Source organism: Parabacteroides sp. AF48-14 (assembly GCF_003477465.1).
GTDB lineage: Bacteria > Bacteroidota > Bacteroidia > Bacteroidales > Tannerellaceae > Parabacteroides > Parabacteroides acidifaciens.
The window spans coordinates 1-24,361 of record NZ_QUDI01000052.1 but is presented as its reverse complement, the minus strand read 5'-3'; the positions used below and the strand labels follow the sequence as shown (position 1 = coordinate 24,361).

The window sequence follows — 24,361 nt, the reverse complement described above, 5'->3', positions numbered from 1 at the left end:
CAAAACAGCCTGCCGCATCCTAAATCATCATTTACAAGTTTTGATAAAGCCTGTTCTTCTGCGATCCCGCGTCGGAGCGCGGGAACAGGATAGTTCAGTTCTGTCAAATTATGAACCCTTTGTTATTTGTAGGGATTTACCGGCAACCGTAATATGAAGCGGGCGCCGCCAGTGTAATCGGTGTCCAGGTTGAGGCTGCCGTTGAGCCGTTGGGTGATCAGGCGGCAGAGGTAGAGCCCCAGGCCTGAGCCGGGAATGAAATCATCGTTTTTGGTGAAACGCTCGAATATCCATTCGCTTTTGTCGAGGGGGATTCCGCAACCGGTGTCCGTAACGGTGATACACATTGTTTTTCCGTCGTCTTCCGTTTGATAAGAGAGGGTGATGCTGCCTCGTTCCGTGAACTTATTAGCATTGTTCAACAGGTGGGAGATGATGAGGCCGAAATGGCTCGGGTCCGAATAAATCAGGTCGTTATTCTTGTCTCCTTCAATCCGGTAATCGATATCCGGTTTTTGATGTAATTTCTTCAACCGGTCCATTTCATGGTGGCAAAGCAGGTCGATATGGGTCGGTTCCAGCGGAAGGACATCATTGCTGCTATCCAGCTGGGCGATAACCAATATATCATCCATCATGGATGTGATGTTATTGCAGTTCGTGAAGATGATCTTGCTGAATTCCTTTTTGTCCTCGGGGCTGATGCCCTCGCTGGTGATCAGCTCGGCAAAGCCGTTGATCGCATTCAGCGGTGTGCGTACTTCGTGGCACATGTTTTTAATAAAGGCATTCTTCATCCGTTCGCTTTCCTGTGCCTTTTCGCTGGCGATGACCACCAACCGGTTCGATTCCTGGAGTTCTTTGTAAAGAGATTTGATCTTACCCAACCGGAAGAAAATATAGATTCCGACACTGATCGCCAGGATAAGCAAAGCGAGGAACAGATAAAGCTGGCTCTGGCTTTTGTGCAGTTCCACTTCCAGCGCCTTTTTCTCTATCACTAACTCGTCTACATTTTTCTTGATCTCGAGGTCTTCCACTTTGTTTTCCATACTTTTGGTACGGGCGGAATCCAGCAGTACGGTATATTCTTTATAAGCCTCATAAGCTTCTTTATACCGGTGCAGGCTGTCGAGGCAGTCTATTTTGTCTTTTAACGACAGGACGATATTTTCGCTCAAGTCAAACGGGAAATCACCATCGCGGAAATAGTGGATGACCGAGTCGTTATAGTCGATGGCTTTTTGGTAGTCCTGTATCGACTTATAGTAGTTGAGCGACGTAAAATAACGGTCGTATTCGGCGGAAAATGCGGCATCTTCAGGATATTTCTTATTCAGATTGATAAAGATGTTGAAATAGTAGGTCGCCATATCTTTTCCGACGGTTTCTGCCGAAGTAGCCAGGGTCGAGTAGGCATTCAGCAGGTGGCGTTTACTTGTGTACGGACGCTTTTTCATCTCTTTTGTTTCCGCATATTCCTTTTGCATATTCAGATAGCGAAGGGAGGCTTTTGCTCGGTCTTCCGGGGCTGCTTCCATCAGGCTCAATATATTAAATGCGTTCAGGCGGAACAGAAACGAATAGTTGAGCGGGATATTATCTGATATCTTAATCAGATTGTTGAAGTGCTGGCAGACCTCTTTGTAAATGGCATCCTGGTTTTTCGGGTCGACGGTTGCTGTTTGCCATGCCGAGGGTGTAATAGATCGACATCTTTTCGAGTACGGGTATATTCTTCTCCGTTTCCAGCCGCAGGCGGTATTTCTCGATCAGCTTCATGCGGTCTTCGCCTTTCGTATAATAGATGACGCGTACGTCCATGATTGTCTTCATATAGGTGACCAGGAAATCGCGGGCTTTTCCCTTTAGCTCGCGTTCGGCCTCCGCCAGATAGACGTTTGCACTGTCTTTTACGTCGTTGTTTACGTAATAGCGTAGAATCTCCGTTAAAGCCGCTTCCTTATGATAGTCGTCATTTTCGGTCAGAGCCAGATGGTACAATTGTTTGGCATAGTCCACTTGTTCCTCCTGGCGGGAAATATCCATCAGGTTCGTCATGGTTTCCAGCTTCTGCTGAGGGGATAAAGCGGTTTGCAAAGCATTTATCAAAGAGTCTTTAACCGCAGTATTCGCTGTGGAAACAAGAGGGAAAAACAGGAGATATAGGAGAATAATGCGGTGTTTCATCTTGTCTTATGAGGGATTTATTTCATTTTACTTACGTGTTTGTATATTTGTTGTCCGCAAATTTAACTGAAAATCAACAATTATCCAGATATTTCCACTACTTATTTTATGTTCACTTCTCTTATTTTTTATTTCTGGATACTATTTCTATCTTTGTGCGATTATTGAATGTGTTAGCTTTTACCAATCATTTAATGGGGCGTTTTGTTACCACAACATTGATTTAATAGGATGGAAAAAGGATTGTTGCACAAGCAAATTAGGGACTTCTTTGTCCGTAATTTCGATGTCCGCCAGGAAAAAGAAGATGAGCTCGAGACCATCGAGTCCATCCGCAAAGGCATAGAATTTAAGGGAACGAATCTCTGGGTCCTTATCTTCGCCACGTTTGTCGCCTCGTTAGGGTTGAACACGAACTCGACGGCGGTGATCATCGGTGCGATGTTGATCTCTCCGTTGATGGGACCTATTATGGGCTTCGGCCTGGGGTTGGGAATATCCGATTTCGAGCTGATCAAACGCTCTTTTCGCAATTTCGCCACGGCAACGGTGTTCAGTGTGATTACTTCCACGCTCTTTTTCCTGATTTCTCCGATCAGTGAGGCGCAGAGTGAATTGCTGGCTCGTACGCAGCCGACGGTCTACGACGTTCTGATCGCTTTCTTCGGCGGTCTGGCGGGGATTGTGGCGAGTTCGACCAAGAGCAAAGGGAATGTGATCCCCGGTGTGGCTATCGCTACGGCCTTGATGCCGCCGCTCTGTACGGCCGGTTTCGGGTTGGCAAGCGGCAACCTGTATTATTTCTTCGGCGCTTTTTACCTCTATTTTATCAATACGGTGTTTATCAGCTTGGCGACCTACTTGGTGGTGCGCCTGTTGAAGTATCCGAAGAAAGTGTTCCTCGACAAGCAACGCGAGAAGATCGTAACGCGCTATGTCGGCGTGATCGTCTTCTTTACGATCGTGCCGAGTCTTTTCCTGAGCTACAACCTGATCCGCGCCAGTTATTTTAACGACCGGGTCCGTATGTTCGTCACCGAAGAATTGAGCTTCCCCAATACGCAGATACTGAACAAGACGATTACCGACACCAGCGACAAGAAAGAGGTGAAAGTAGTCCTGATCGGCGAGACAGTGCCTGAAACGATGATCACAAATGCCCGTGCAAAGATGCCGAAATACGGTCTGAAAAATGTAGACCTTGTCGTGCAGCAGGGATTCGGGCAGGAAGCTACCGATATTAACGAGTTGAAAAGCCTGCTGATGCAGGATCTGTATAAGAACAACGAAGAAGTACTCCGTGCGCAGGCAGTGCAGATCGATTCACTGAAACGTGACCTGAACAGGTATCATACTTATAACCATCTCACGGTCGATCTGATGCCCGAGATGAAAGTGCTTTTCCCATACGTCGAGGAAGCTTCCTGTGCACGAACTTATCTGATGGCTGCGGATAGTGCCAAACCCGATACCGTTCTGTTAGTCTATCTGAAGAGTAAGGAAAAGGTACTCGAGGCGGAGCAGAAAAAGATTAAGGAGTGGCTTGCCGCCCGTGTGGAACAAAAGAAAATCAAATTAATAATTGAATAATAAATAAAGAATGAGTTTTATGAAGAAGTTGTGGGCTGTGTTATTGATTCTCGTTATCTCAGGCCAAGTATTTGCCGACGAGGGCATGTGGGTTCTGAAAGAGTTGAATAAACAAAACCTGGAAAGAATGAAGGAGTTGGGATTTACTCCGTCTTACGAACAGTTGTACAGTGAAACTGACCCTTGTGTTGCCAATGCCGTTGTCATCTTCGGAGGAGGATGTACGGGTATTACCGTCTCGAACGAAGGACTGGTCTTCACCAACCACCATTGCGGTTTCGGTTCGATCCAGCAGTTGAGCAGTGTGGAACATGATTACCTGAAAGACGGTTTCGTTTCCCAGAGTAAAGAAGAAGAGTTGCCGGTTCCGGGCCTGACCGTCCGTTACCTGCGTGAGACGGTGGACGTGAGCGACCGCATCAATTCGCAGATCGGCGATATCAAGGAAGAACACCTGCGCCTGGCTGCCGCCGACTCGATCGGGCAGGCGATAGCCGACTCGGTAGGGAATACGGAATTCCTGTCTGCCGACGTGATCCCTTTCTATAATAATAACAAGTATTTCCTGATCGTTTACGATGTCTACAACGACGTCCGCATGGTATTCGCCCCGCCCAGCTCGGTGGGCAAGTTCGGTGGCGATACGGACAACTGGATGTGGCCGCGTCATACGGGCGACTTCTCCGTCTTCCGCGTATATGCCGATGCCGACAACAAACCGGCAGCCTATAGCAAGGACAATAAACCCTATCAGCCGAAATACGTGGCCGAAGTCTCCCTGCAAGGTTACCAGGACAAGGATTACGCCATGACGATCGGTTTCCCCGGCAGCACGGACCGCTACCTCTGTTCATGGGGCGTCGAGCAGCGCATCGAGGACAGCAACAAGCCCCGTATCGAAGTGCGCGGCATCAAGCAGGCGATCTGGAAAGACGCGATGCTGAAGAGCGACGAAGTCCGTATCAAATACGCCTCCAAATATGCCGGCAGCTCCAACTACTGGAAGAACTCGATCGGTATGAACAAAGGCCTTGCCAACCTGAAGGTGATCGACCGCAAGCGCGAGGAAGAAGCCGCTTTCGCTGCCTGGGTGGCACAGGATGAGAAACGCAAGGAAGTCTATGGCGACGTCCTGAACCTCTTGGAAAAAGGATATACCTCTTCCAGCGAATATAAGAAGATCTCCACCTACTTAGGTGAAGCTTTCCTGAGCGGCGCCGAGATTGTCAAACTGGCCCGCATGATCCAGAGTGTGGATGTGAAAGGCTCTACCCCCGAAGAGATCGACGTCTTCCTGGAAGACAACATCAAGTCGTTCTTCAAGGACTACGACGCAAGTCTCGACCAGAAGGTGCTGGCCGCCATGATGCAGGTAGCCAAAGAGCGTGTCCCGGCCGAAAACCTCCCGGACATCTACAAGAAGATCGACAAGAAATACAAAGGCGATTACAAGAAGTATGCCGCCGACCTGTTCAAGAAGACCTCTATCCTGTCGTACGACAATATCGCCGAAATGCTGAAAGATCAGAAGAAATATGCGAAACTGAAGAAAGACCCGGCCGCCGAATTGAGCCTGTCCGTCCTGATTTCCCTCTTCGAATTGCAGCAGCTCACAGGCAATTCCTATTACGACATCGCCAAAGGCGAACGCCTCTATTTCGCCGGCCTGAAAGAGATGTATCCTGAAAAGGCTCTTTCTTCGGATGCCAACTTCACGATGCGCGTAAGCTACGGCTCTGTTGGCGGCTATCGTCCGTACGACGCAGCTTGGTATAACTATTATACGACCGAAAAAGGTATCTTTGAAAAAGAGAACCCGGAGAGCGACGAGTTCTGGGTACAACCGGAAATCCTCGACCTGATCCGCAGCAAAGACTTCGGCCAGTATGCCAATAAGGACGGCGAATTGCAGCTTTGCTTCCTTTCCAACAACGACATCACCGGCGGTAACTCCGGCAGCCCGGTGTTCGACAAGAACGCCCGCCTGATCGGCCTCGCCTTCGACGGCAACTGGGAAGCCATGAGCGGCGACATCGCCTTCGAACCGGACCTCCAGCGCACGATCAGCGTAGACATCCGCTACGTCCTGTACATGATCGACAAATGGGGAAAATGCCCGCGGTTGATCGAGGAGCTGAAGTTGGTGAAATAAGAAAGATTAGTATCGTATAGATAAGAGAAAAGGGGAACAGCGTGAACGCTATTTCCCTTTTTTTACCGGGCATTATGGCTGGTTTGTGTTTACAGGTACATACAGCACCGCTTTCCCGTACCCCAGCTTCTTTATTTTGCCGATCTCGATCAGCTCTTTCAGGTCACGTATGGCGGTATTACGGTTACATTCATTCAGGCGCATGTATTGTGCAGCCGTATAATATTCCTTTTCCTTTAGCGCCATCAACATACGGCCTTTCCGTTGTTCCGGGGAATAGCTGGTGGCACGGGCATCGGTATCCCGTTCCAGATCAAGAGCTTTCAGTTGGTTTTTCAGTCTTTTACACCCTCTGAAATGAATGTTTCCGAAATGCACGGACCAGGAGCGCAGCTCCTTCTTATCCATGACCGGGCGGCATTTCAATGAAAGGGAAAAGGACCCCAGATCATCCAATTCGACAGTGTAGCCCTGCCGCAGGTTCCGGGAAATGATTTTTGCCAGTGCATCCAACATCCCTTTTGTAGTGCCTGTGGAGTAGCCGCTGCTATCGGCTATTTCTTCCGCGATTTCCTGTGTACGGACCGTACCTTTCGGGACGATTCGGGCGTGTAGCGGTTGTTTCTTTCCGTCGCCCTTAGGGTTCGGGTTCTCATATAAAGCGTATTTAGCTCCCATAATAGCTGTTTTTAAGTGATAACTTCTCTCTTCTATTGCATGTCACTGCCGTGTTCCTTTCATGTCACAGTCGTACTCCTTCTATGTTACAACCGTATTCTTTCTGTTTCATAACTGTGACATGAATACCGGATGGATGCAAATGTACAACATATTCCGTATGAACCACTCTATTCGCCGGGTTGTTTTTTATTCGCGGCAGGTAAAATGCATTGAGAGTGCTTATGGTTTGTACTCAATCATATTGTTCTTGATTTTAACAGGGCAGTTGTGCTTCTTTACCATATCTTCCTTCAGTTTTTCAATAGTCCGGTCGGTTTGGGGAACACGGGAACTGACGATAAAGGCTTTCCGCAGGGATATATTTGTCATTATGCCTTCCCGAATAAAGGTCTGGAGCGTTGTAATGATTTGGTTGATCGCCTTGCTTAAGTCTTTTCCTTTCAATTCGACGAAATAGGCTTCCCGTTTTTCTTGTTTGAGATCGGGATTATAGAAAAAGAAATAGTCGCATTTCTCTGTCGTCTGTTCGTAAATAAGAGCGCCGTCCACCTTTATTTTCTCCACTTTATTCCAGTCATCAGTGACCAGGACGAACTTGCGTCCGTTTTCTTGTGCAGACAACCGGATTCCCGATTTGCACCGGCAGGTACAGGCTGGCAGTCGTTCAAGTAAGCTTTTTCCTAAAGGTTTTGAGTCAAAGCATTTACATTTACTCATGATACTTTATTTCTAAAAGTGAATCGTATATGTCGGAAAGTTCGGCGGAGACATTATCCATTTCGTTAACGCCGATCGTATGGTATTCCGGATCCAGGATATTCCGGGAGGTTCCGTTTGCATTTATAAACAGGCAGGTGAGGTCGTCATAATCGATCCATCTGTCTTCCGGTACGAGTTTCTTTACTTCAGCCGCTTTTGCTTCGCTTTCTTTTGCGATGTTTCCGGCTTGCAGTAAGTTCTGGAGGGTGCTCATTACGTAAGGGCTATGGGTGGTGATGAATATTTTAACATGATTCTGCTTAGCCCTCCGGATAATATATTCGATGAGGTCTTTCTGGACTTTTGTGTATAAGTTCAGTTCCGGTTCTTCAATGATTAATAAGTTCTGGCTTAATAAAGAATAATCGAATACGGATAGCATAGGAATTAATGCTTGAAGCCCGCTGGAGGCTTGGGAGAGGTCGACTTCGTCGCCGCTACCGAGTATAAAGCCGTCGTTCCCTTTTTTATTATCGAAAAGAACGAGAATATTGAGGAAGTCGATCACGTAATGATCGTTCTCTCTTTTTGCAAGGCTATATAGATTAGCGAACTTCTTGAGACTGATCGGCAGGTTGATTTCTTTGTCATAAAAACTATAGATAGCTTGTGATAGCGTGGACATTAGTATTCGTTCTGCCGGGATGTAAATTGAGGATTCACCTCTGTACATGAAGTTAATAAGTTTAGCATATAACGAATAAAATTGATGTCTTAAGAAAAAATCTTCTCCCTGTATTTGCTCGATAGCATTTAATTGTCCTTCGTAGAATGCTTTCAAATCTTCATCGAAGTTTTCAATAACTGATAAAATGCGTGATTTGTAAAAAGATTTTTCTTCAGATAAAGGTAATGACAGGTTATTCCATTCTTTTATGCTTTTCGCATAAGGATAATCTGTCTGTACCCCTTCTTTACAGATCGTCCAATGATAAGGCTCTTTTTCATACCGGATATATGTGTCCTCTTTGAATTCGAAATCAATATTGTATGTCTTCAATAAAGATATAAACGGTGACAGATCATCCCCTGGTCCGATACAATAAAACTCCATGCTGTTGAATATTGCCAGCAGTTTAGCGATAGTACTTTTACCGCTGGAAGTGTGGCCGATAAGGACACAGATATCTTTAATGTCTATCTCTGCCTGCTGGATGGGGCCGAAGTCTTTTATTCTAATCTTTTCCATATGATGGGATATGTCGGTTCGTGCAAATATAGGTATTTTCTTGTATCTTTAGCCTGAGTATATGCTGGTTTTGAAGTATTGTAGTAGACATTGAACGGAAAATCGCTACTTTTGCAGGAAAGTAATATGAAATACATATCATGAAAACATTTAATAACCTGATCATCGGTGCCGGCCTTCTGGCTGCCGTTTCTCCTGCACGGGCAGAGGATAAAGAGACGCCTGCCGAACGGCCGAATATCCTCTTTATCCTTTCCGACGACCATACTTCGCAGGCGTGGGGAATATATGGGGGAATCCTGAGCGAATATGTAAAGAATGAGAATATACGACGGCTGGCTGCCGAGGGCTGTGTGCTGGACAATTGCTTCTGCACAAACTCGATCTCTGCGCCCAGTCGCGCCGCCATACTGACGGGCGCTTACAGCCATCATAACGGAGTCTACACCCTTGAGGACGGCCTTGACCCGATGACCGATAATATCGCCAAGCAGATGCAGCAAGGTGGCTACCAGACTGCGCTGATCGGCAAATGGCATCTGAAACGGCAGCCCTCCGGTTTCGATTACTTCAGTGTCTTTCACGATCAAGGCGAGTATTGGGACCCGCTTTTCAAGACTGCCGACGGCTGGGTGGACGATGACCAGGGAAAGAGCGGTAAGCCGGAGAAAGGCTTTTCGACCGACCTGGTGACCGACAAGACGATCCAGTGGATCCGTTCGCGCGAGAAGGACCGTCCCTTTATGATGTGCTGCCATTTCAAGGCGACGCACGAGCCTTGGGATTTCCCTGAACGGTTAGCGCATCTTTATGATGACGTTACGTTCCCCGAACCGGCCAATATGATGGAGTTCGGACCGGAGAAATCCGGCCGTACCTTCCCCGGGCAACAGCTCGAGAATATGGCGTGGCGCTGGGAGACGGCTTCGAAAGACCCTGCTTCGTGGTGGTGCCAATATCCCGAATTGCCGTTCTCCATCCAGGGGATGGGGAAGGAGGAGGCCCGTCGGAAGACTTATCAGAAGATGATCCGGGATTACTTGCGCTGCGGGGCCGCCATCGACGATAACATCGGCCGTCTGCTCCGTTTCCTCGACGAAGAGGGGTTGTCACGGAATACGATCGTGGTTTATGTCTCCGACCAGGGTTATTTCCTCGGTGAGCACGGCTTCTTCGATAAACGCATGATGTTCGAGGAGCCGTTGCATATGCCTTTCGTGATCCGTTATCCGAAAGAAATCCCTGCCGGGACGCACAATGGCGATATCATCCTCAACACCGATTTTGCCTCTACGCTGGCGGACTATGCCGGAGTGAACGCCCCGTCCTGCAGCGAAGGCCGCAGCTTCCGCGACAACCTGAAAGGCGAGACTCCGCGTGACTGGCGCCAGTCTATGTACTATCGTTATTGGACGCATCACAAGATCCGCCCGGCGCACATGGGTATCCGTAACCACCGCTACAAGCTGATGTTCCTTTATGGTGATCCGTTGAACGCGACCGGTTCGGATAAAGCACCCGTCACTCCCTCCTGGGAATTTTATGACCTTCTGTCCGATCCCCACGAAGATCACAACGTCTACAATTCCCCCGCCTACGCCGGCGAGATCGAGCGGATGAAACGCGAACTTTTGCAACTCCGCCGCGAGGTTGGCGATACGGACGAGGCAACGCCCCGGATGCAGGAGATTATAGATGGGTATTACTGGTAAGTAACAAGCTCATCCTTTCTTCATCTTCTTGTACTCCCTCGGCGGCATTCCCATCACCTTGCTGAAGAGGCGGGAGAAGTAGTAGGTGTCCTCGATCCCGATCTTATAGCAGACCTGGTTGATCTTCATATCCGTGAAGTCTAACAGTTGGCAAGCCTGCTGGATTTTCAGCTGGTTGAAGTAGGCGAGTGGGGCATAGCCTGTCCGCTGGCTGAACAGGGCGGAGAAATGGGAGGCGGAATAGCCCGTGTGGTCGGCGATCTTCTGCAAGGTCAGCCGCTTTTCGATGTTTTCCTTCATGAAATGGATGGCAGCCGTGACGATGTCGTTCTTCTCCGTTTCGTTGTGGGCGGCATCCCGGTATTGTTGCAGGTAGCGGAGTGTCCCGAGATAGTGGTAGAAGATGGAGCTGGCGTATAGCAGGTTCTCGTGGCTGTAACCCATTTCGAGTGTCCGGAATATCTCTTCGAACATGTCGATTCGGTTGCTGATGCGCGAGTGTACGCCTGGCTTGACTTCTACCGGGCGGGTATATTGCCGCGCAAAGTGGGAAGCCAGTTTCCCCTTGAAATGTATCCAGTAGATTGTCCAGGGATCTGCTTCATTTGCTCCGTAGGCATGCGGTTTTCCTGCCGGCAGTATGAAGTATTGGTTGGCGGTCACGGAGTGTTCCTGCCCTTCCGTCCGGTACCAACCGGAACCTTCCGTGCAGTAAATAAAGACAAATTGGGAGATCGGTTCTTCCCGTTCCCGGAAATGGTGCAAGGCTTTCGGGTAATATCCGATGTCGGTGATGTGCAGGATGGAAGAGATTGGGTCTTCTTCCATGTCATGGATAATGGATTGGGGAAGGACAAGTGCCCGTTCACCGCTGAAACCGTCTTTTCTTTTGATCATGGCTGATAGATTTAAGAATACTGCAAACTTACGATTAAAATCGGAAGATTGTCCATTGTTATAGACTTTTTATCTATTTTCCGTTTATACGGAAGTTCTTTACTTTGCATCATATCTTAATAATTCAATATTAGTAGATAAATGATGATTTAACGATGTCAGGATAACGGCCTCGTAGGGGTGGGTTCCAAACCCGGCCAAAAGCCCTGTAAGGGCGACAGATCATAGCCCAAGGCGTGAGCCTTGGGTTTAAACAGAACTACCTCCTGTCTTCGAGCCCTGTAAGGGCGATACATTGTGACACAGGATGTCACGGTGCCGCCCTTACAGGGCTAAGAGGGGGAGGGGGACGTTTCCTTAACCCAAGGCTCACGCCTTGGGCTGAGATCTGCCGGGCTTACAGCCCTAAGACAATGTCGCTAAATCACCATTTACCGCAGGTAACTTAATAACTGATTATCATGAAGCAAACGACAGCCTATTTATTACTGATCTGCCTCGTCTCGGCGATGGGGGGACTGCTGTTCGGTTACGACTGGGTCGTGATCGGAGGAGCTAAAATCTTTTATGAACCCTTTTTCCATCTGGAAGGTTCGGCCGCTCTGCGCGGGTGGGCGATGAGCAGTGCGTTGATCGGTTGCCTGGCGGGTGCTTTGCTGTCCGGCGCGTGGAGCGATCGCTACGGGCGCAAGAAGATGCTCATTGCGGCATCCTTCCTTTTTGTCGCTTCGGCTGTGGGGACAGGGGCGGTGGACAGTTTCTTCTGGTTTGTCGTTTATCGCATTATAGGAGGTTTCGGTATCGGTATTGCCTCGAATGTCTCTCCGGTCTATATAGCCGAGGTGTCTCCTGCTTCCGTTCGTGGAAAGTTCGTTTCCCTCAACCAGTTGACGATCGTGTTAGGTATCCTGATGGCGCAGTTGGCAAACTGGCAGATCGGGGAGTACTTTACTGCCGGCGGGGAAACATTGAGCGCCGGGAGTATCGAATGGGCCTGGCGTTGGATGTTCTGGGCCGAACTGATCCCGGCAGGATTATTCTTCATCCTCTCTTTCGTGATTCCCGAAAGCCCCCGGTGGCTGGCTACGACCGGACGGACAGCCGAGGCCGGAAAAATCCTGGGGCGTGTGGGCGGAACGGAATATGCCCGGCAGACGCTTTCCGAACTGGGACAGTTGAACGGAGATAAGAAAGAAAAAGCCAACTGGGGAGCCTTGCTTCAACCCGGTGTGCGCAGTGTGTTGGTGATCGGGATTGTCCTGGCCGTTTTCCAACAATGGTGCGGTATCAATGTGATCTTCAATTATGCGCACGAGATATTCTCGGCTGCCGGTTATGCCGTGTCGGATGTCCTGATGAATATCGTGGTGACGGGTGTGACGAATGTGGTCTTTACGTTTGTTGCGATCTATACGGTGGACAAATGGGGACGGCGTACGCTGATGTTTGTCGGCTCGGCAGGCTTGGCGTTGATTTATGCGATTCTGGGGACTTGCTATTTCTTAGGTATAAGCGGCTGGCCGATGCTGTTGCTGGTCGTGCTGGCGATCGCCTGCTATGCGATGTCGCTGGCTCCGGTGGTCTGGGTAGTCCTTTCCGAGATATTCCCGGTCCGCATACGTGGTATGGCGATGGCGCTCTCCACCTTTTTCCTCTGGGTGGCCTGCTTCCTGCTTACCTATACCTTCCCGCTTTTGAATGAGGCGGTCGGCGCCTCGGGTACGTTCTGGCTGTATGGCGGGATCTGTCTGGCAGGCTTCCTCTTTATACGGGCACGGCTTCCGGAAACCAAAGGAAAGACATTGGAAGAACTTGAAAAAGAATTAACGAAATAACTTTAGAATATGGCAGAGAATGTAAAAGTCTGGGAAGAAGATATTCTTCTCCCTACCTATGGCATCGGTAAACCTGAAAAGAACCCGATGTTCCTGGAAAAACGTGTTTACCAGGGAAGCAGCGGGGTGGTATATCCGTATCCCGTGATTGAAAAGATTGAAGATACCTGCGAAGATAAGTCTTATCATGCGGTCTATCTGGAGAATGAATATATAAAGGTGATGATCCTGCCTGAATTGGGCGGACGTGTGCAGATGGCATACGATAAGATCAAGGAGCGCCATTTCATCTACTACAACCATGTGATCAAACCGGCTCTGGTCGGCCTGACAGGTCCTTGGATCTCCGGCGGCATCGAGTTCAACTGGCCGCAGCATCACCGCCCCAGCACCTTCCTCCCGGTGGACTATTCGATCGAGAAACGCCCCGACGGCAGTGTGGTGGTCTGGGTGAGCGAACGGGAACGGATGTTCCACCAGAAGGGGATGGCGGGCTTTACCCTGCGTCCGGGACGCGCCGTGCTGGAGATACAGGGCAAGGTTTATAATCCGACTCCCCTGCCGCAGACATTTCTCTGGTGGGCGAATCCGGCGGTGGCGGTCAACGAACATTACCAGTCTGTCTTTCCGGGCGATGTGAATGCCGTGTTCGATCATGGCAAACGTGATGTTTCCCGTTATCCGATTGCGACCGGAACCTATTATAAGATGGATTATTCGGCGGGTGTCGATATCTCCCGTTATAAGAATATTCCGGTGCCCACTTCCTACATGGCTATCCGTTCCAGGTATAATTTCGTCGGCGGTTACGAGAACGATACCCGTGCCGGCGTCTTGCATGTCGCAAACCATCATATCTCTCCGGGTAAAAAGCAATGGACTTGGGGAAACGGTGATTTCGGGCAGGCCTGGGACCGCAACCTGACGGATGCCGACGGCCCTTATATCGAGCTGATGACCGGTGTCTATACCGACAACCAGCCCGATTTTACCTGGCTGCAACCGTATGAAGAAAAGACTTTCACGCAGTATTTTATGCCCTACCGGGAATTAGGTGTTGTCAAGAATGCCTCTTCCGACCTGCTGATGAATATCGAACCGGAAGGAGAGGTGTCGCGTTTGAAGATATTTGCCACTTCTGCACAGAAAGGGTTGCATATCGTGGTGACAAAAGAGGGAGAGCCGGCGCTGGACATCGTCTGTGACATCACCCCTGAAACAATCTTGGAGGAAGAAGTACCGGTCAGAGACCTAACAGGCATAAAGGTGTCGGTTTATAGTCCCGGAGGGAAACTCCTTCTCGGCTGGGAACCCGAACCCGATGAGATCAAGGAAGTACCCGAACCGGCTAAAGCGGCTCTCGATCCGAAAGAGATCCGGACGACGGAGCAGCTGTATCTGACCGGACTTCACCTCGAACAATATCGCCACGCGACATATTCCGCCACCGATTACTATGAAGAGGCGCTCCGCCGTGATCCGGACGATGTGCGGAATAACAATGCGATGGGCCTGTGGCTGATCCGTAAGGGGCAGTTTTCCAAAGCCGAACCCTATTTGCGCCGGGCGGTGAAGACGCTGACCGAAAGGAATCCGAACCCCTATGACGGTGAACCGTTGTATAATCTCGGGCTCTCCCTGAAATATCAGGGTAAAACGGAAGAAGCGTACGACTATTTCTATAAGGCTTGCTGGAATGCCGCCTGGCAGGATGCCGGCTATTATTCGTTGGCACAACTCTCCGCCGCAAAAGGAAACTGGGAAGATGCGCTATATGAAATAGATAAATCCCTGCTCCGTAACTGGCATAACTTGCGTGGACGTCATCTGAAAGCGATTGTTCTCCGTCATCTCGGACGTACCGATGAAGCGCTCGCTCTGATCCGCGAATCGCTAACCATCGACCGGTTTAATTTCGGTTGTAGCTTTGAAGAATATTTGCTGACGGAGAAGAAAGAGGTCCTGGACGATCTGGTGCTCCGGATGCGTCGGGAAGGTCATAATTATGAGGAACTGGCCCTCGATTATGCTTCTGCCGGCTGCTGGAATGAAGCCTTGAAGGTGGTTGAGGTGGCTTGCGAAGCGGTTACAACGGGACGGACCATGCTCTACTATTACAAGAGTTGGTTCCTGCTGGTGTCGGGCCGGATGAGAGAGGCGGAAATGGCAATTTGTATCGCCGAACATCAGCCGGCCGACTGCTGTTTCCCGAATGTTTTGGAAGCGATTCTTGCTCTTCAGGCTGTGGTCCGTTTTGCAGAATTTACTCCCAAAGCCTATTATTATCTGGGTAACCTGTGGTACGACAAACGGCAGTATGCCGAAGCTATAGCTGCATGGGAAAAGTCGATAGAGCAGGACGATACCTTCCCGACAGTCCTCCGCAACTTGTCCCTGGCATATTTCAATAAGCTGGGCAAACAACAGGAGGCGGTCGCTTTGCTCGAAAGAGCCTTTAAACTGGATATACGGGATGCCCGTATCCTGATGGAATGCGACCAGCTGTATAAGCGCCTGAACCGTCCTCATGCCGATCGTCTGGCCATATTGGATAAAGTCAAGGAGACGGCTTTTTCCCGCGACGACCTCTATCTGGAATACGTCACCCTGCTCAACCAGTCGGGACGCTACGAAGAGGCGATCCGCATGATCGACGCCCGCCGTTTCCATCCCTGGGAAGGTGGAGAGGGGAAAATCCCTGCGCAATACCAACTGGCGCGTGTCGAACTGGTGAAAGCCTGCCTGAAAGCCGGAGAGAACGAAAAAGCATTGGCACTGATCGAGGAATGCTTCGTCTATCCCCATAATTTGGGAGAAGGTAAATTGTATGGAGCCCAGGAGAATGATTTCAATTATTATAAAGCCTGCGCCCTGCAAGCATTGGGACGTGAGGCGGAAGCGCATGACCTGTTCCTGGCCGCAAGCGTCGGCAATAGCCAGCCGGCAGCCGCCATGTATTACAACGACCAGAAGCCGGATAAGATTTTCTACCAGGGATTGGCGCTCCGCAAGCTTGGACGCGAGGAGGAGGCCCGCAGCCGTTTCAACCGCCTGATCGATTTTGGGGAAAAGCACCTGTTCGACACCTTCAAGATGGATTATTTCGCCGTCTCCCTTCCGGATCTCCAGATTTGGGAAGACGATATGGACAAGAAGAACCGCATCCACTGCAACTACCTGATGGGCCTTGGCCACCTCGGTCTCGGCCATCCGGAAAAGGCAGAAACCTATTTCAGCATCGCCGCCGAAATGGACAACAACCACCAGGGAGTACAGATCCATCGGCAGATGATAGGAACGGTATAAACAAATATATCAATCACTTAAACAGATAAGATTATGAAACTGCGGAATAGCGTGTTGTTCCTGATGTCGATAGGATTGCTTTCCTTGATGTCTTGCCGGAGGGTTCCGGCCGAACTGTCTTTGGCGGGTGAGTGGCAATTTGCTTTGGACCCGGAAGATATAGGTGTGAAACAGGAATGGCAGAATAAAGAATTGGGAGAAACGCTCTGCCTGCCGGGTTCCTTGCAGGAACAAGGGAAGGGGGAAGATGTCAGCCTGGACACGAAATGGACGGGACAGATTGTCGACAGCTCCTGGTATAAGGCCCCCGAATATGCCAAGTACCGCCAGGCAGGTAATATCAAAGTCCCTTTCTGGCTGAATCCGGATAAGCATTATGTGGGTGCCGCCTGGTATCGGAAGAAAGTGAATGTCCCGTCCGGTTGGGAGAACCGTCCGATCATACTGGACCTCGAACGGACGCATTGGGAAACCACTCTTTTCCTGGATGGCAAAAAGGTCGGGTCGCAAAATTCTTTGCAGACGCCTCACCGTTATCTCCTGAATGGATTGAAAGCCGGTGAACATACCTTTACCCTGCGGGTGGATAACCGCCTTTACGTCGATGTCGGCATGAATGCGCACAGTGTTTCCGACCATACGCAAAGCAACTGGAACGGGATTATCGGAGAGATGAAACTGTCTGCAAAGCCATCCCTTTATATCGAATCCGTACAGATCTTCCCGGATATAAAAAAGAAGCAAGCGCAGGTAAAGATTCAATTAAAAGGCTCGGCAGAAGCAGGCGCATCTACCGTTTCATTGCAGGCCGTGACGTTTGACGGCAAACCTGTCGGAAACCCGGTGCAGTCGGCTGTTGAGCCCGGAAAAGAGAATGAACCGGTTGAACTGGTTGTCGATATGGGAGAAGAAGCTGGGCTTTGGTCGGAACATACCCCCAATGCCTATAAGATGAATGTTTCCGTTCGGTCTTCCGGCGGGACGGATAAAGCCTGTTACGACTTCGGCCTCCGTGAGTTCAAGGCGAACGGAACCCGTTTTGAAGTCAACGGACAGCCCGTTTTCCTCCGGGGCACGCTGGAATGCTGTATTTTCCCGCTGACAGGCTATCCCGCCATGCAGCCTGACTATTGGGCAAAGATCTACCGCACCTGTAAGGAATATGGCTTGAATCATGTCCGCTTCCATTCCTGGTGTCCTCCGGAAGCTGCTTTCCATGTGGCGGACAGTATGGGAATCTATCTGCAGGTGGAATGTGGAGCCTGGGCGGAGGTCGGCAGCGGCAAACCGCAAGATCAATGGCTGAAGGAAGAAAGCGACCGTATCCTGAAAGAATATGGCAATCACCCTTCGTTCTGCATGATGGTGTATGGGAATGAACCGGCCGGAGCGGATCAGGTGGCTTATCTGTCCGGCCTGGTCGATTATTGGAAAAGTAAGGACTCCCGCCACGTTTATTCCAGTGCCGGCGGATGGCCCTATGTCGGGAATGCCGATTACTGGAATGCCCCTAATCCGCGTATCCAGGCTTGGGGAGCAGGTCTCAGGAGTATTATCAACAGGGAAGCCCCGCGAACGGATTATGACTTTGCCGGTATCATCCGGCAGGACATGCCGACTGTCAGCCACGAGATCGGTCAGTGGTGTGTCTATCCGAACTTCAAGGAGATAGAGAAATATACGGGCGTACTGAAAGCCAAGAATCTGGAAATATTTCGGGAAACCCTGGCGGAAAAAGGAATGGCTGATATGGGAGAAAAGTTCCTGTATGCTTCCGGCCGTTTGCAGACCCTGTGCTATAAGGCGGATATCGAAGCCGCCCTGCGTACCCCGGGCTTTGCCGGTTTCCAGTTGCTCGATCTGCATGATTTCCCCGGACAGGGGACGGCGCTTGTCGGTGTGCTCGACCCTTTCTGGGATGATAAAGGATATGTGACGGGCAAAGAATACAGTACGTTCTGTAACGGTACCGTTCCGTTGATTCGTTTTCCGAAGATGGTCTGGTTGAATAATGAGGTGCTGGAAGTCCCCCTGGAAATAGCTCATTTCGGAGAAAAGGCGATGCCCGGTGCAACAATCCGCCTGTGTATTTCGACGATGGATGATGAACTGCTGGAACAACGTTCTTTCACTTGTGACCTGCCGCTTGGCAATTGCATACCGGTCGGCACAGCTCGTTGTGATTTGTCTCGTTTTAAAGAGCCTGTCCAGCTACTCGTTTCGGCTCAGGTTGAGAACACGGACATAAGGAATCAGTGGCACATCTGGGTCTATCCTGCGGAAAAGAAGGCAATAGACAAGTTACCGTATATCACGACCCGCCTGGATAAAACGGCGCAGGACAAGCTGAATAACGGTGAATCCGTTTTGCTGTTGACCTACGGAACCGTTCCGCCGGAAAAGGGAGGCGATATCGCTGTCGGTTTCTCCAGCATCTTCTGGAACACCGCCTGGACACGTGGACAAGCCCCGCATACACTCGGCGTTTGTTGTGATGCGAAACATCCCGCACTGGCCGCTTTCCCGAATGAAGGAGTGAGCGATTATCAGTGGTGGGACCTGATGAGCCGTTGCGATGCCATGATCCTCGATGACTATCCGGACGGCTTCCGCCCGATTGTCCATATCGTGGATGACTGGTTTACGAACCGTAAACTCGGGATGCTCTACGAAGCCCGTGTCGGTAAAGGCAAACTGCTGGTTTGTAGTGCCGACCTGCAAAACGATCTGGCCAGCCGTCCGGCAGCCGCCCAGTTCCGGCAAAGCCTCCTGGAATATATGATGTCCGGGCAGTTTAACCCAGCACAGGCGTTGGAGGTGAAAGATTTATTATACACTAAATAAGAACAAGAAACATGAAAAGACTCTCTATTTTATTGATCTCCCTCTTTGCTTGTCTGGTGGTACAGGCAGAGGAGTCCGGGCGAATGGACCTGTCCGGCCTGTGGCGCTTCCAACTGGACCCGATGGGGTTTGGCAAGACACCCGGATCGGAATTGTATTTAAGTAAACTGACCGAAACGATCACTTTGCCCGGCTCTATGGATGAAGGAGGCAAAGGCATTCAGAATATAGTGGCGCATGTGGACCGCCTGAGCCGTAAATTCGAATACTGCGGGCAGGCGTGGTACCAGCGTGAAGTGGTGATCCCGGAAGACTGGAAAGGGAAGGAAGTGATCCTTTTGCTGGAACGCTGCCATTGGGAAACGGCTGTCTTTGTGGATGGCGAACCGGTTGCGACCGATGAACGCCTCTCCACCCCGAACCGTTTCATTCTGACTAAACAGCTGACGCCCGGCCTGCACACGCTGACCTTGTGCGTCGATAACCGTCTGAAATATCCGATGGACCAGTGGACACACGGAACGACCGAATATACGCAAACAAACTGGAACGGGGTAGCCGGACGGATGGAACTGATCGCTAAACCGTCTTGCTATATTGAAAAGATGGATATCTATCCCGATACCGAAACCGGGAAGGTAAAAGTCAGCCTTGCCTTCCATACTGCCGGAAACCCGGTAAAGGGGACCCTCACGCTTCATATCCGTGAAAAGGGAGGAAAAGAGGTTTGCCGGGCGGTAGTGCCTGTCGCCCTGTCAGGCGCCAGTACGATCGAGCACGAACTCGCGTTAGGCAAAGATATGAAACTGTGGGACGAGTTTTCCCCCGCTCTCTACGATCTGACGGCGACGCTCGATACGGAAGCCGGTGAAGACTTGCGCTCATCTGTTTTCGGTATGCGGCACGTGGAGCAGGGACGCCATCATGTCCGCCTGAACGGCCGCGATATCCACCTGCGCGGTGTCCTGGACTGCTGTGTCTTCCCGATCACCGGCTATCCGGCTACGGATGTGAAGGAGTGGAAGCGTATCATGGGTACGGTGAAAGATTACGGGATGAACCATATCCGCTTTCATTCCTGGTGCCCCCCGGAAGCCGCTTTCGATGCGGCCGACGAACTCGGACTCTACTTGCAGGTGGAACTTCCGATGTGGATCAAGGATGTCGGCCGATACCCCGCCCGCCGCGACTTCTTCGAAAAGGAGATGTATGCCATTCTGGACGAGTATGGCAACCACCCCTCCTTTATCCTCTACTGTAACGGTAATGAGAACGAAGGCGACTTCGCTGTGCTGGAAGACCTTGTGAAGAAGGGACAGGCTTACGACCCCCGCCATCTCTATTCCGCCTCCACAGCCCGTACGCACGTCAAGGCAGACCAGTATTACGCCTCCCATGTAGCCGCCAATGTCGGGGATAAGAACCGGCGCTGGATCACCGTCTATGAGGGCAAGCCCTCCACCGATTGGGACCTCTGTGAGGAATCGGCCATCGACGTGCCGGTCATCGCCCACGAAACGGGCCAACGCTGCATGTATCCCAACTTCGAAGAGATGAAGAAATACACCGGTGTGCTGGAACCCCGTAACTTTAAAGTATTCCAGGATCGCCTTGCCCGTAACGGGATGCTGCACCAGGCTGACGAGTTCTTCCGGGCAACCGGTGCGCATACTGTCCTTCAGTATAAGGAGGTGAACGAAGCCCTGCTGCGTACCTCCACCTCCGGCGGCTTCCAGCTGCTCGGCCTTTCCGACTTCCCGGGACAGGGAAGCGCCTTTGTCGGAATCCTGGATGCTTTCTGGGAGAGTAAGGGATTGGTGACGCCGGAAAAATTCCGCGAGTCATGCGCTCCGGTCGTTCTTCTGGCACGTCTTCCGAAACGTACCTATACAAACAATGAAACCTTCACCGCAAAATTAGGTATCTATCAGTTCGGCCCCGAAGCGATCCGCAAGGGACAACTCGCCTGGCAGCTCGAGGGTGAAGCCGGCGATATCGTCGGAAGCGGTAAGATCAGCACAAGGAGATCCCGTTCAGTACGGTTGACTCCCTGGGTGTGGTCAATATCCCGTTGGATAAAGTCACTGCCGCCGGAAAATATACGTTGAAGGCGCGTATCGCAGGCGGTATTTGCAATGAATGGGACATCTGGGTCTACCCGGCTGTGAAACAACCCGCATCCGAAGTATATACATACGTCCGCCAATGGGAAAAGGCTAAGGAGTTGCTCCTGAAAGGCGAAAACGTCCTGCTGGTTCCGGATAGTTGTGCCGGGCGGAAAGCGCATTTCGCCAGCCATTTCTGGAATCCGATCATGTTTAACTGGAAACCGATGATCGTCGGAACCTGCATTGATCATCAGCATCCCGCTTTTCGCGACTTCCCGACCTCTTATTATGCCGACTGGCAGTGGTGGGACATCCTGAACTACGCAACGGCGGTGGATCTGACCGATATGCGCACGTTGACCCCCGTTATCCAAAGTATCGACACCTACGAAGTGAACCGTAAATTAGGAATCTCGTTTGAAGCCAACGTTGCCGGTGGTAAGTTGTTTGTCCTTTGTGTCGATCCGGAGAAGGATATGGAAAAACGTCCGGCCATGCAACAGCTGTTGACATCCGTCCGCAACTATGTCGCCTCCGACCGTTTTGCCCCGTCTGTATCTTTGCAACCGTATGAGCTGGATGCCCTGTTCGACTACAGCAAGATCCATCATGCGGAAACCCAATCAGGCGAAGCGATTAGGCAGCTATTAAACCAATAAACCGTACCTTTGCTGAAGAAAAGATAATATCGATTCAATACACATGAAAAAAGAATTTTGGATAAGTTGTATAAGCGCATACTTGTTGGTCGCTTGTAGCGGGAATGGATCACTGCCTGTCGTCCCTTCGGACAGTGATTTGCAGTTTGATAATCTGGCGCAGACTGGGATGAAGGTATTCCGCTTGGGAATGCCACTGTCGGGGCTTTGGTCTGGCAGCGCGATTCGGCTTTGCGTCTTTCACTGGACAGGACGGACCTGTGGGATTTGCGTCCGAGCGATAGCATCTCGGGGCCGAACAACCGCTTTGCCTGGGTGCGCGAGCAGGTGCGGAAAGGGGATTATCTGCCGGTGCAGCAGAAGTTCGACTGGCCGTATAATGCATTGCCCGCCCCTTCCAAGATTCCGGGAGCAGCCTTGGAATTTCCACTGGAGATGGGGAAGGTTTCTTCGGTGCGTCTTTATCTCAATAATGCACTTTGTGAGGTCGCTTGGGATAGCGGGACGAAGCTGAAGACCTTCGTGCACGCGTCCGAACCGGTCGGATGGTTTGTGTTTGAGAACCTGCCGGATACTGTTTCGCCGGATATTGTCGCTCCCCGCTATAATAACCCCGATGAGGTTGCCAACGATAATTCGCATGCCGGTCCTGCTTTGGCCCGCTTGGGATATAAGCAGGGTACTACGCGGAAGGATGCCGGTACGGCCACTTTCCATCAGGAAGGCTGGAGCGGATTTTCTTATGATGTGGTGGTTCGTTGGGAACAGAAAGGCGGAACTCTCTGGGGTGTATGGAGTTTGACCTCTTCCCTTTCGGAAGACCGGGCTGAGAAGGAAACCGCCGATGCTATGAAGAGAGGCGTCGAGACCGATTATCGTTCGCATATGGGATTTTGGCGTGACTACTGGGCACAGTCGTCCGTATCGCTGCCGGACACTGTTTTGCAAAAGCAGTACGATAACGAAATGTACAAGTTCGGTTCTGCCGCCCGCGAAGACTCCTATCCGGTTTCTTTACAGGCTGTTTGGACAGCAGATAACGGGATGTTGCCGCCCTGGAAGGGAGATTATCATCATGATTTGAATACGCAGTTGAGTTACTGGCCTTCCTACACCGGGAACCACCTGCAGGAAGAGATGGGCTATCTGAATACCTTGTGGAACCAACGCGATGTTTATAAGCAATATACCCGTCAGTATTTTGAAACGGACGGCATGAATATTCCGGGTGTTTGTACCCTGACCGGCGAGCCGATGGGCGGTTGGATACAGTACTCCATGTCTCCGACAGTCGGAGCCTGGTTGTCCCAGCATTTTTATCTGCATTGGAAGTATTCTGCCGATCGTGTATTCCTGAAGGAACGTGCTTATCCGTTCTTGAAAGAGGTGGTAATTTTCCTGGAACAAATCTCCGAGGTCGGTGCAGACGGCGTTCGCAGATTGCCGCTTAGTTCCAGTCCGGAGATCTTTGATAACTCGATCGATGCCTGGTTCAAGGATATGACAAATTACGACCTTTCCCTGATGCGTTTTGCTTTCGGTGCAGCCTCGGAGTTAGCTTCGGAACTGAACTTCACGGATGAGGCGGCCCATTGGAAAGCCGTCGGTGCCGAACTCCCTGAGTTTGCGCTGGATGAAGACGGCGCGTTGGCTTTTGCCAAAGGTTTCCCTTACAATCAATCGCATCGCCATTTCTCGCATGCCATGTCCATCCATCCGCTTGGTCTGATCGACTGGAGCCAGGGTGAGAAATCCCGGCAGATCATAAAAGCAACCTTGAAGAAATTGCAGGATATCGGTCCCGATTACTGGTGCGGCTATTCTTACAGCTGGTTCGGCAACATGAAAGCCCGTGCTTTCGATGGTGAAGGGGCTGCCCGCGAGCTTCGCACTTTTGCCGAATGTTTCTGCCTGCCCAATACGTTCCATGCGAATGGCGACCAGACGAAGAGCGGAAAGTCCAAGTTCACCTACCGGCCTTTTACGCTGGAAGGTAATTTTGCCTTTGCCGCCGGTATTCAGGAGATGTTGCTTCAGAGTCATACAGGTATTATCCGTGTATTCCCGGCTATCCCGGCATCGTGGCAGGATGTTTCTTTCGATAAATTGCGTGCAATGGGAGCTTTCCTGGTCTCGGCGAGAGAGAAGGAGGCAGGCTTCGGCAGATCCGAATCTATCCGGAGCAGGGAGGAACCTTGCGACTGGCGATCCCCGAGGGAAGCAAAATTAGTTTCGTTTCCGGAAATAAAGGTGAGAAACAGGAGCAGGATGGTATCCTGACTCTGGAAACAGGTAAAGGAGAGACGTTGACTATTGGATTTTGAGGGGGGCTTATTGTAAAAAACGTCTTGAAAACCTCCTTTAGAGGCTTCGAGAAGTGTCTCCCCGACGATTGTTTTCCGGTCGAAAAAGCGCTTTCGGACCGGTTATTTTAGTGAA

The 24,361-nt window shown here is 50.6% G+C and carries 11 protein-coding genes and 2 pseudogenes; 8 read left to right on the top strand and 5 right to left on the bottom strand.

Going from position 1 to position 24,361, the window contains the following annotated elements; all coding sequences use genetic code 11:
• Window positions 1–122: 122 nt before the first annotated feature.
• A pseudogene (locus tag DW083_RS19035) lies at window positions 123–2,190 on the bottom strand (sensor histidine kinase).
• A gap of 231 nt (window positions 2,191–2,421) precedes the next feature.
• Between DW083_RS19035 and DW083_RS19030 the strand changes: the two are divergent.
• Both DW083_RS19030 and DW083_RS19025 read left to right on the top strand, forming a co-directional pair.
• Window positions 2,422–3,780: a TIGR00341 family protein gene (locus DW083_RS19030; RefSeq protein WP_115498420.1), complete on the top strand. Its 1,359-nt coding sequence runs from the start codon at window positions 2,422–2,424 to the stop codon at window positions 3,778–3,780.
• A 19-nt stretch (window positions 3,781–3,799) separates the two neighbouring features.
• On the top strand, window positions 3,800–5,932 hold the full coding sequence (locus tag DW083_RS19025; protein WP_370039413.1) for a S46 family peptidase: 2,133 nt from the start codon (window positions 3,800–3,802) through the stop codon (window positions 5,930–5,932).
• Between the two features lie 72 nt (window positions 5,933–6,004).
• Here DW083_RS19025 and DW083_RS19020 read toward each other — a convergent pair whose 3' ends face one another.
• The 3 genes from DW083_RS19020 to DW083_RS19010 form a co-directional block, all read right to left on the bottom strand.
• A complete protein-coding gene (locus DW083_RS19020; RefSeq protein WP_122333489.1) occupies window positions 6,005–6,610 on the bottom strand; it encodes an HU family DNA-binding protein in 606 nt (201 codons plus the stop codon).
• A 222-nt stretch (window positions 6,611–6,832) separates the two neighbouring features.
• Window positions 6,833–7,234, bottom strand: coding sequence for a hypothetical protein (locus DW083_RS19015; protein WP_122333488.1), 402 nt, complete (start codon window positions 7,232–7,234; stop codon window positions 6,833–6,835).
• Window positions 7,235–7,322: 88 nt separating this feature from the next.
• The gene (locus tag DW083_RS19010; RefSeq protein ID WP_122333487.1) at window positions 7,323–8,561 is read right to left on the bottom strand and encodes an AAA family ATPase; all 1,239 of its coding nucleotides are present in this window, start codon (window positions 8,559–8,561) and stop codon (window positions 7,323–7,325) included.
• Window positions 8,562–8,701: 140 nt separating this feature from the next.
• Between DW083_RS19010 and DW083_RS19005 the strand changes: the two genes are divergently transcribed.
• Window positions 8,702–10,273 carry a sulfatase gene (locus DW083_RS19005; protein ID WP_122333486.1) on the top strand — a complete coding sequence of 524 codons (1,572 nt, stop codon included), beginning with the start codon at window positions 8,702–8,704 and terminating at the stop codon, window positions 10,271–10,273.
• Window positions 10,274–10,282: 9 nt separating this feature from the next.
• On the opposite strand, the gene DW083_RS19000 is transcribed toward DW083_RS19005, so the two are convergent.
• Window positions 10,283–11,170 carry an AraC family transcriptional regulator gene (locus tag DW083_RS19000; RefSeq protein ID WP_115498415.1) on the bottom strand — a complete coding sequence of 296 codons (888 nt, stop codon included), beginning with the start codon at window positions 11,168–11,170 and terminating at the stop codon, window positions 10,283–10,285.
• Window positions 11,171–11,631: 461 nt separating this feature from the next.
• Between DW083_RS19000 and DW083_RS18995 the strand changes: the two genes are divergently transcribed.
• The 5 genes and pseudogenes from DW083_RS18995 to DW083_RS18975 all read left to right on the top strand — a co-directional run bounded on the left by DW083_RS18995 (window position 11,632) and on the right by DW083_RS18975 (window position 24,202).
• Entirely contained in the window at window positions 11,632–13,005 is a 1,374-nt protein-coding gene (locus DW083_RS18995) for a sugar porter family MFS transporter (protein WP_122333485.1), read from the top strand.
• Between the two features lie 9 nt (window positions 13,006–13,014).
• Window positions 13,015–16,311 carry a DUF5107 domain-containing protein gene (locus tag DW083_RS18990; RefSeq protein ID WP_122333484.1) on the top strand — a complete coding sequence of 1,099 codons (3,297 nt, stop codon included), beginning with the start codon at window positions 13,015–13,017 and terminating at the stop codon, window positions 16,309–16,311.
• 33 nt (window positions 16,312–16,344) lie between these two features.
• On the top strand, window positions 16,345–19,155 hold the full coding sequence (locus DW083_RS18985) for a sugar-binding domain-containing protein (protein WP_122333483.1): 2,811 nt from the start codon (window positions 16,345–16,347) through the stop codon (window positions 19,153–19,155).
• A gap of 11 nt (window positions 19,156–19,166) precedes the next feature.
• Window positions 19,167–21,922, top strand: a pseudogene (locus DW083_RS18980) (sugar-binding domain-containing protein).
• Window positions 21,923–22,129: 207 nt separating this feature from the next.
• A complete protein-coding gene (locus DW083_RS18975) occupies window positions 22,130–24,202 on the top strand; it encodes a glycoside hydrolase family 95-like protein (protein WP_370039409.1) in 2,073 nt (690 codons plus the stop codon).
• The last annotated feature ends 159 nt before the right edge of the window (window positions 24,203–24,361 follow it).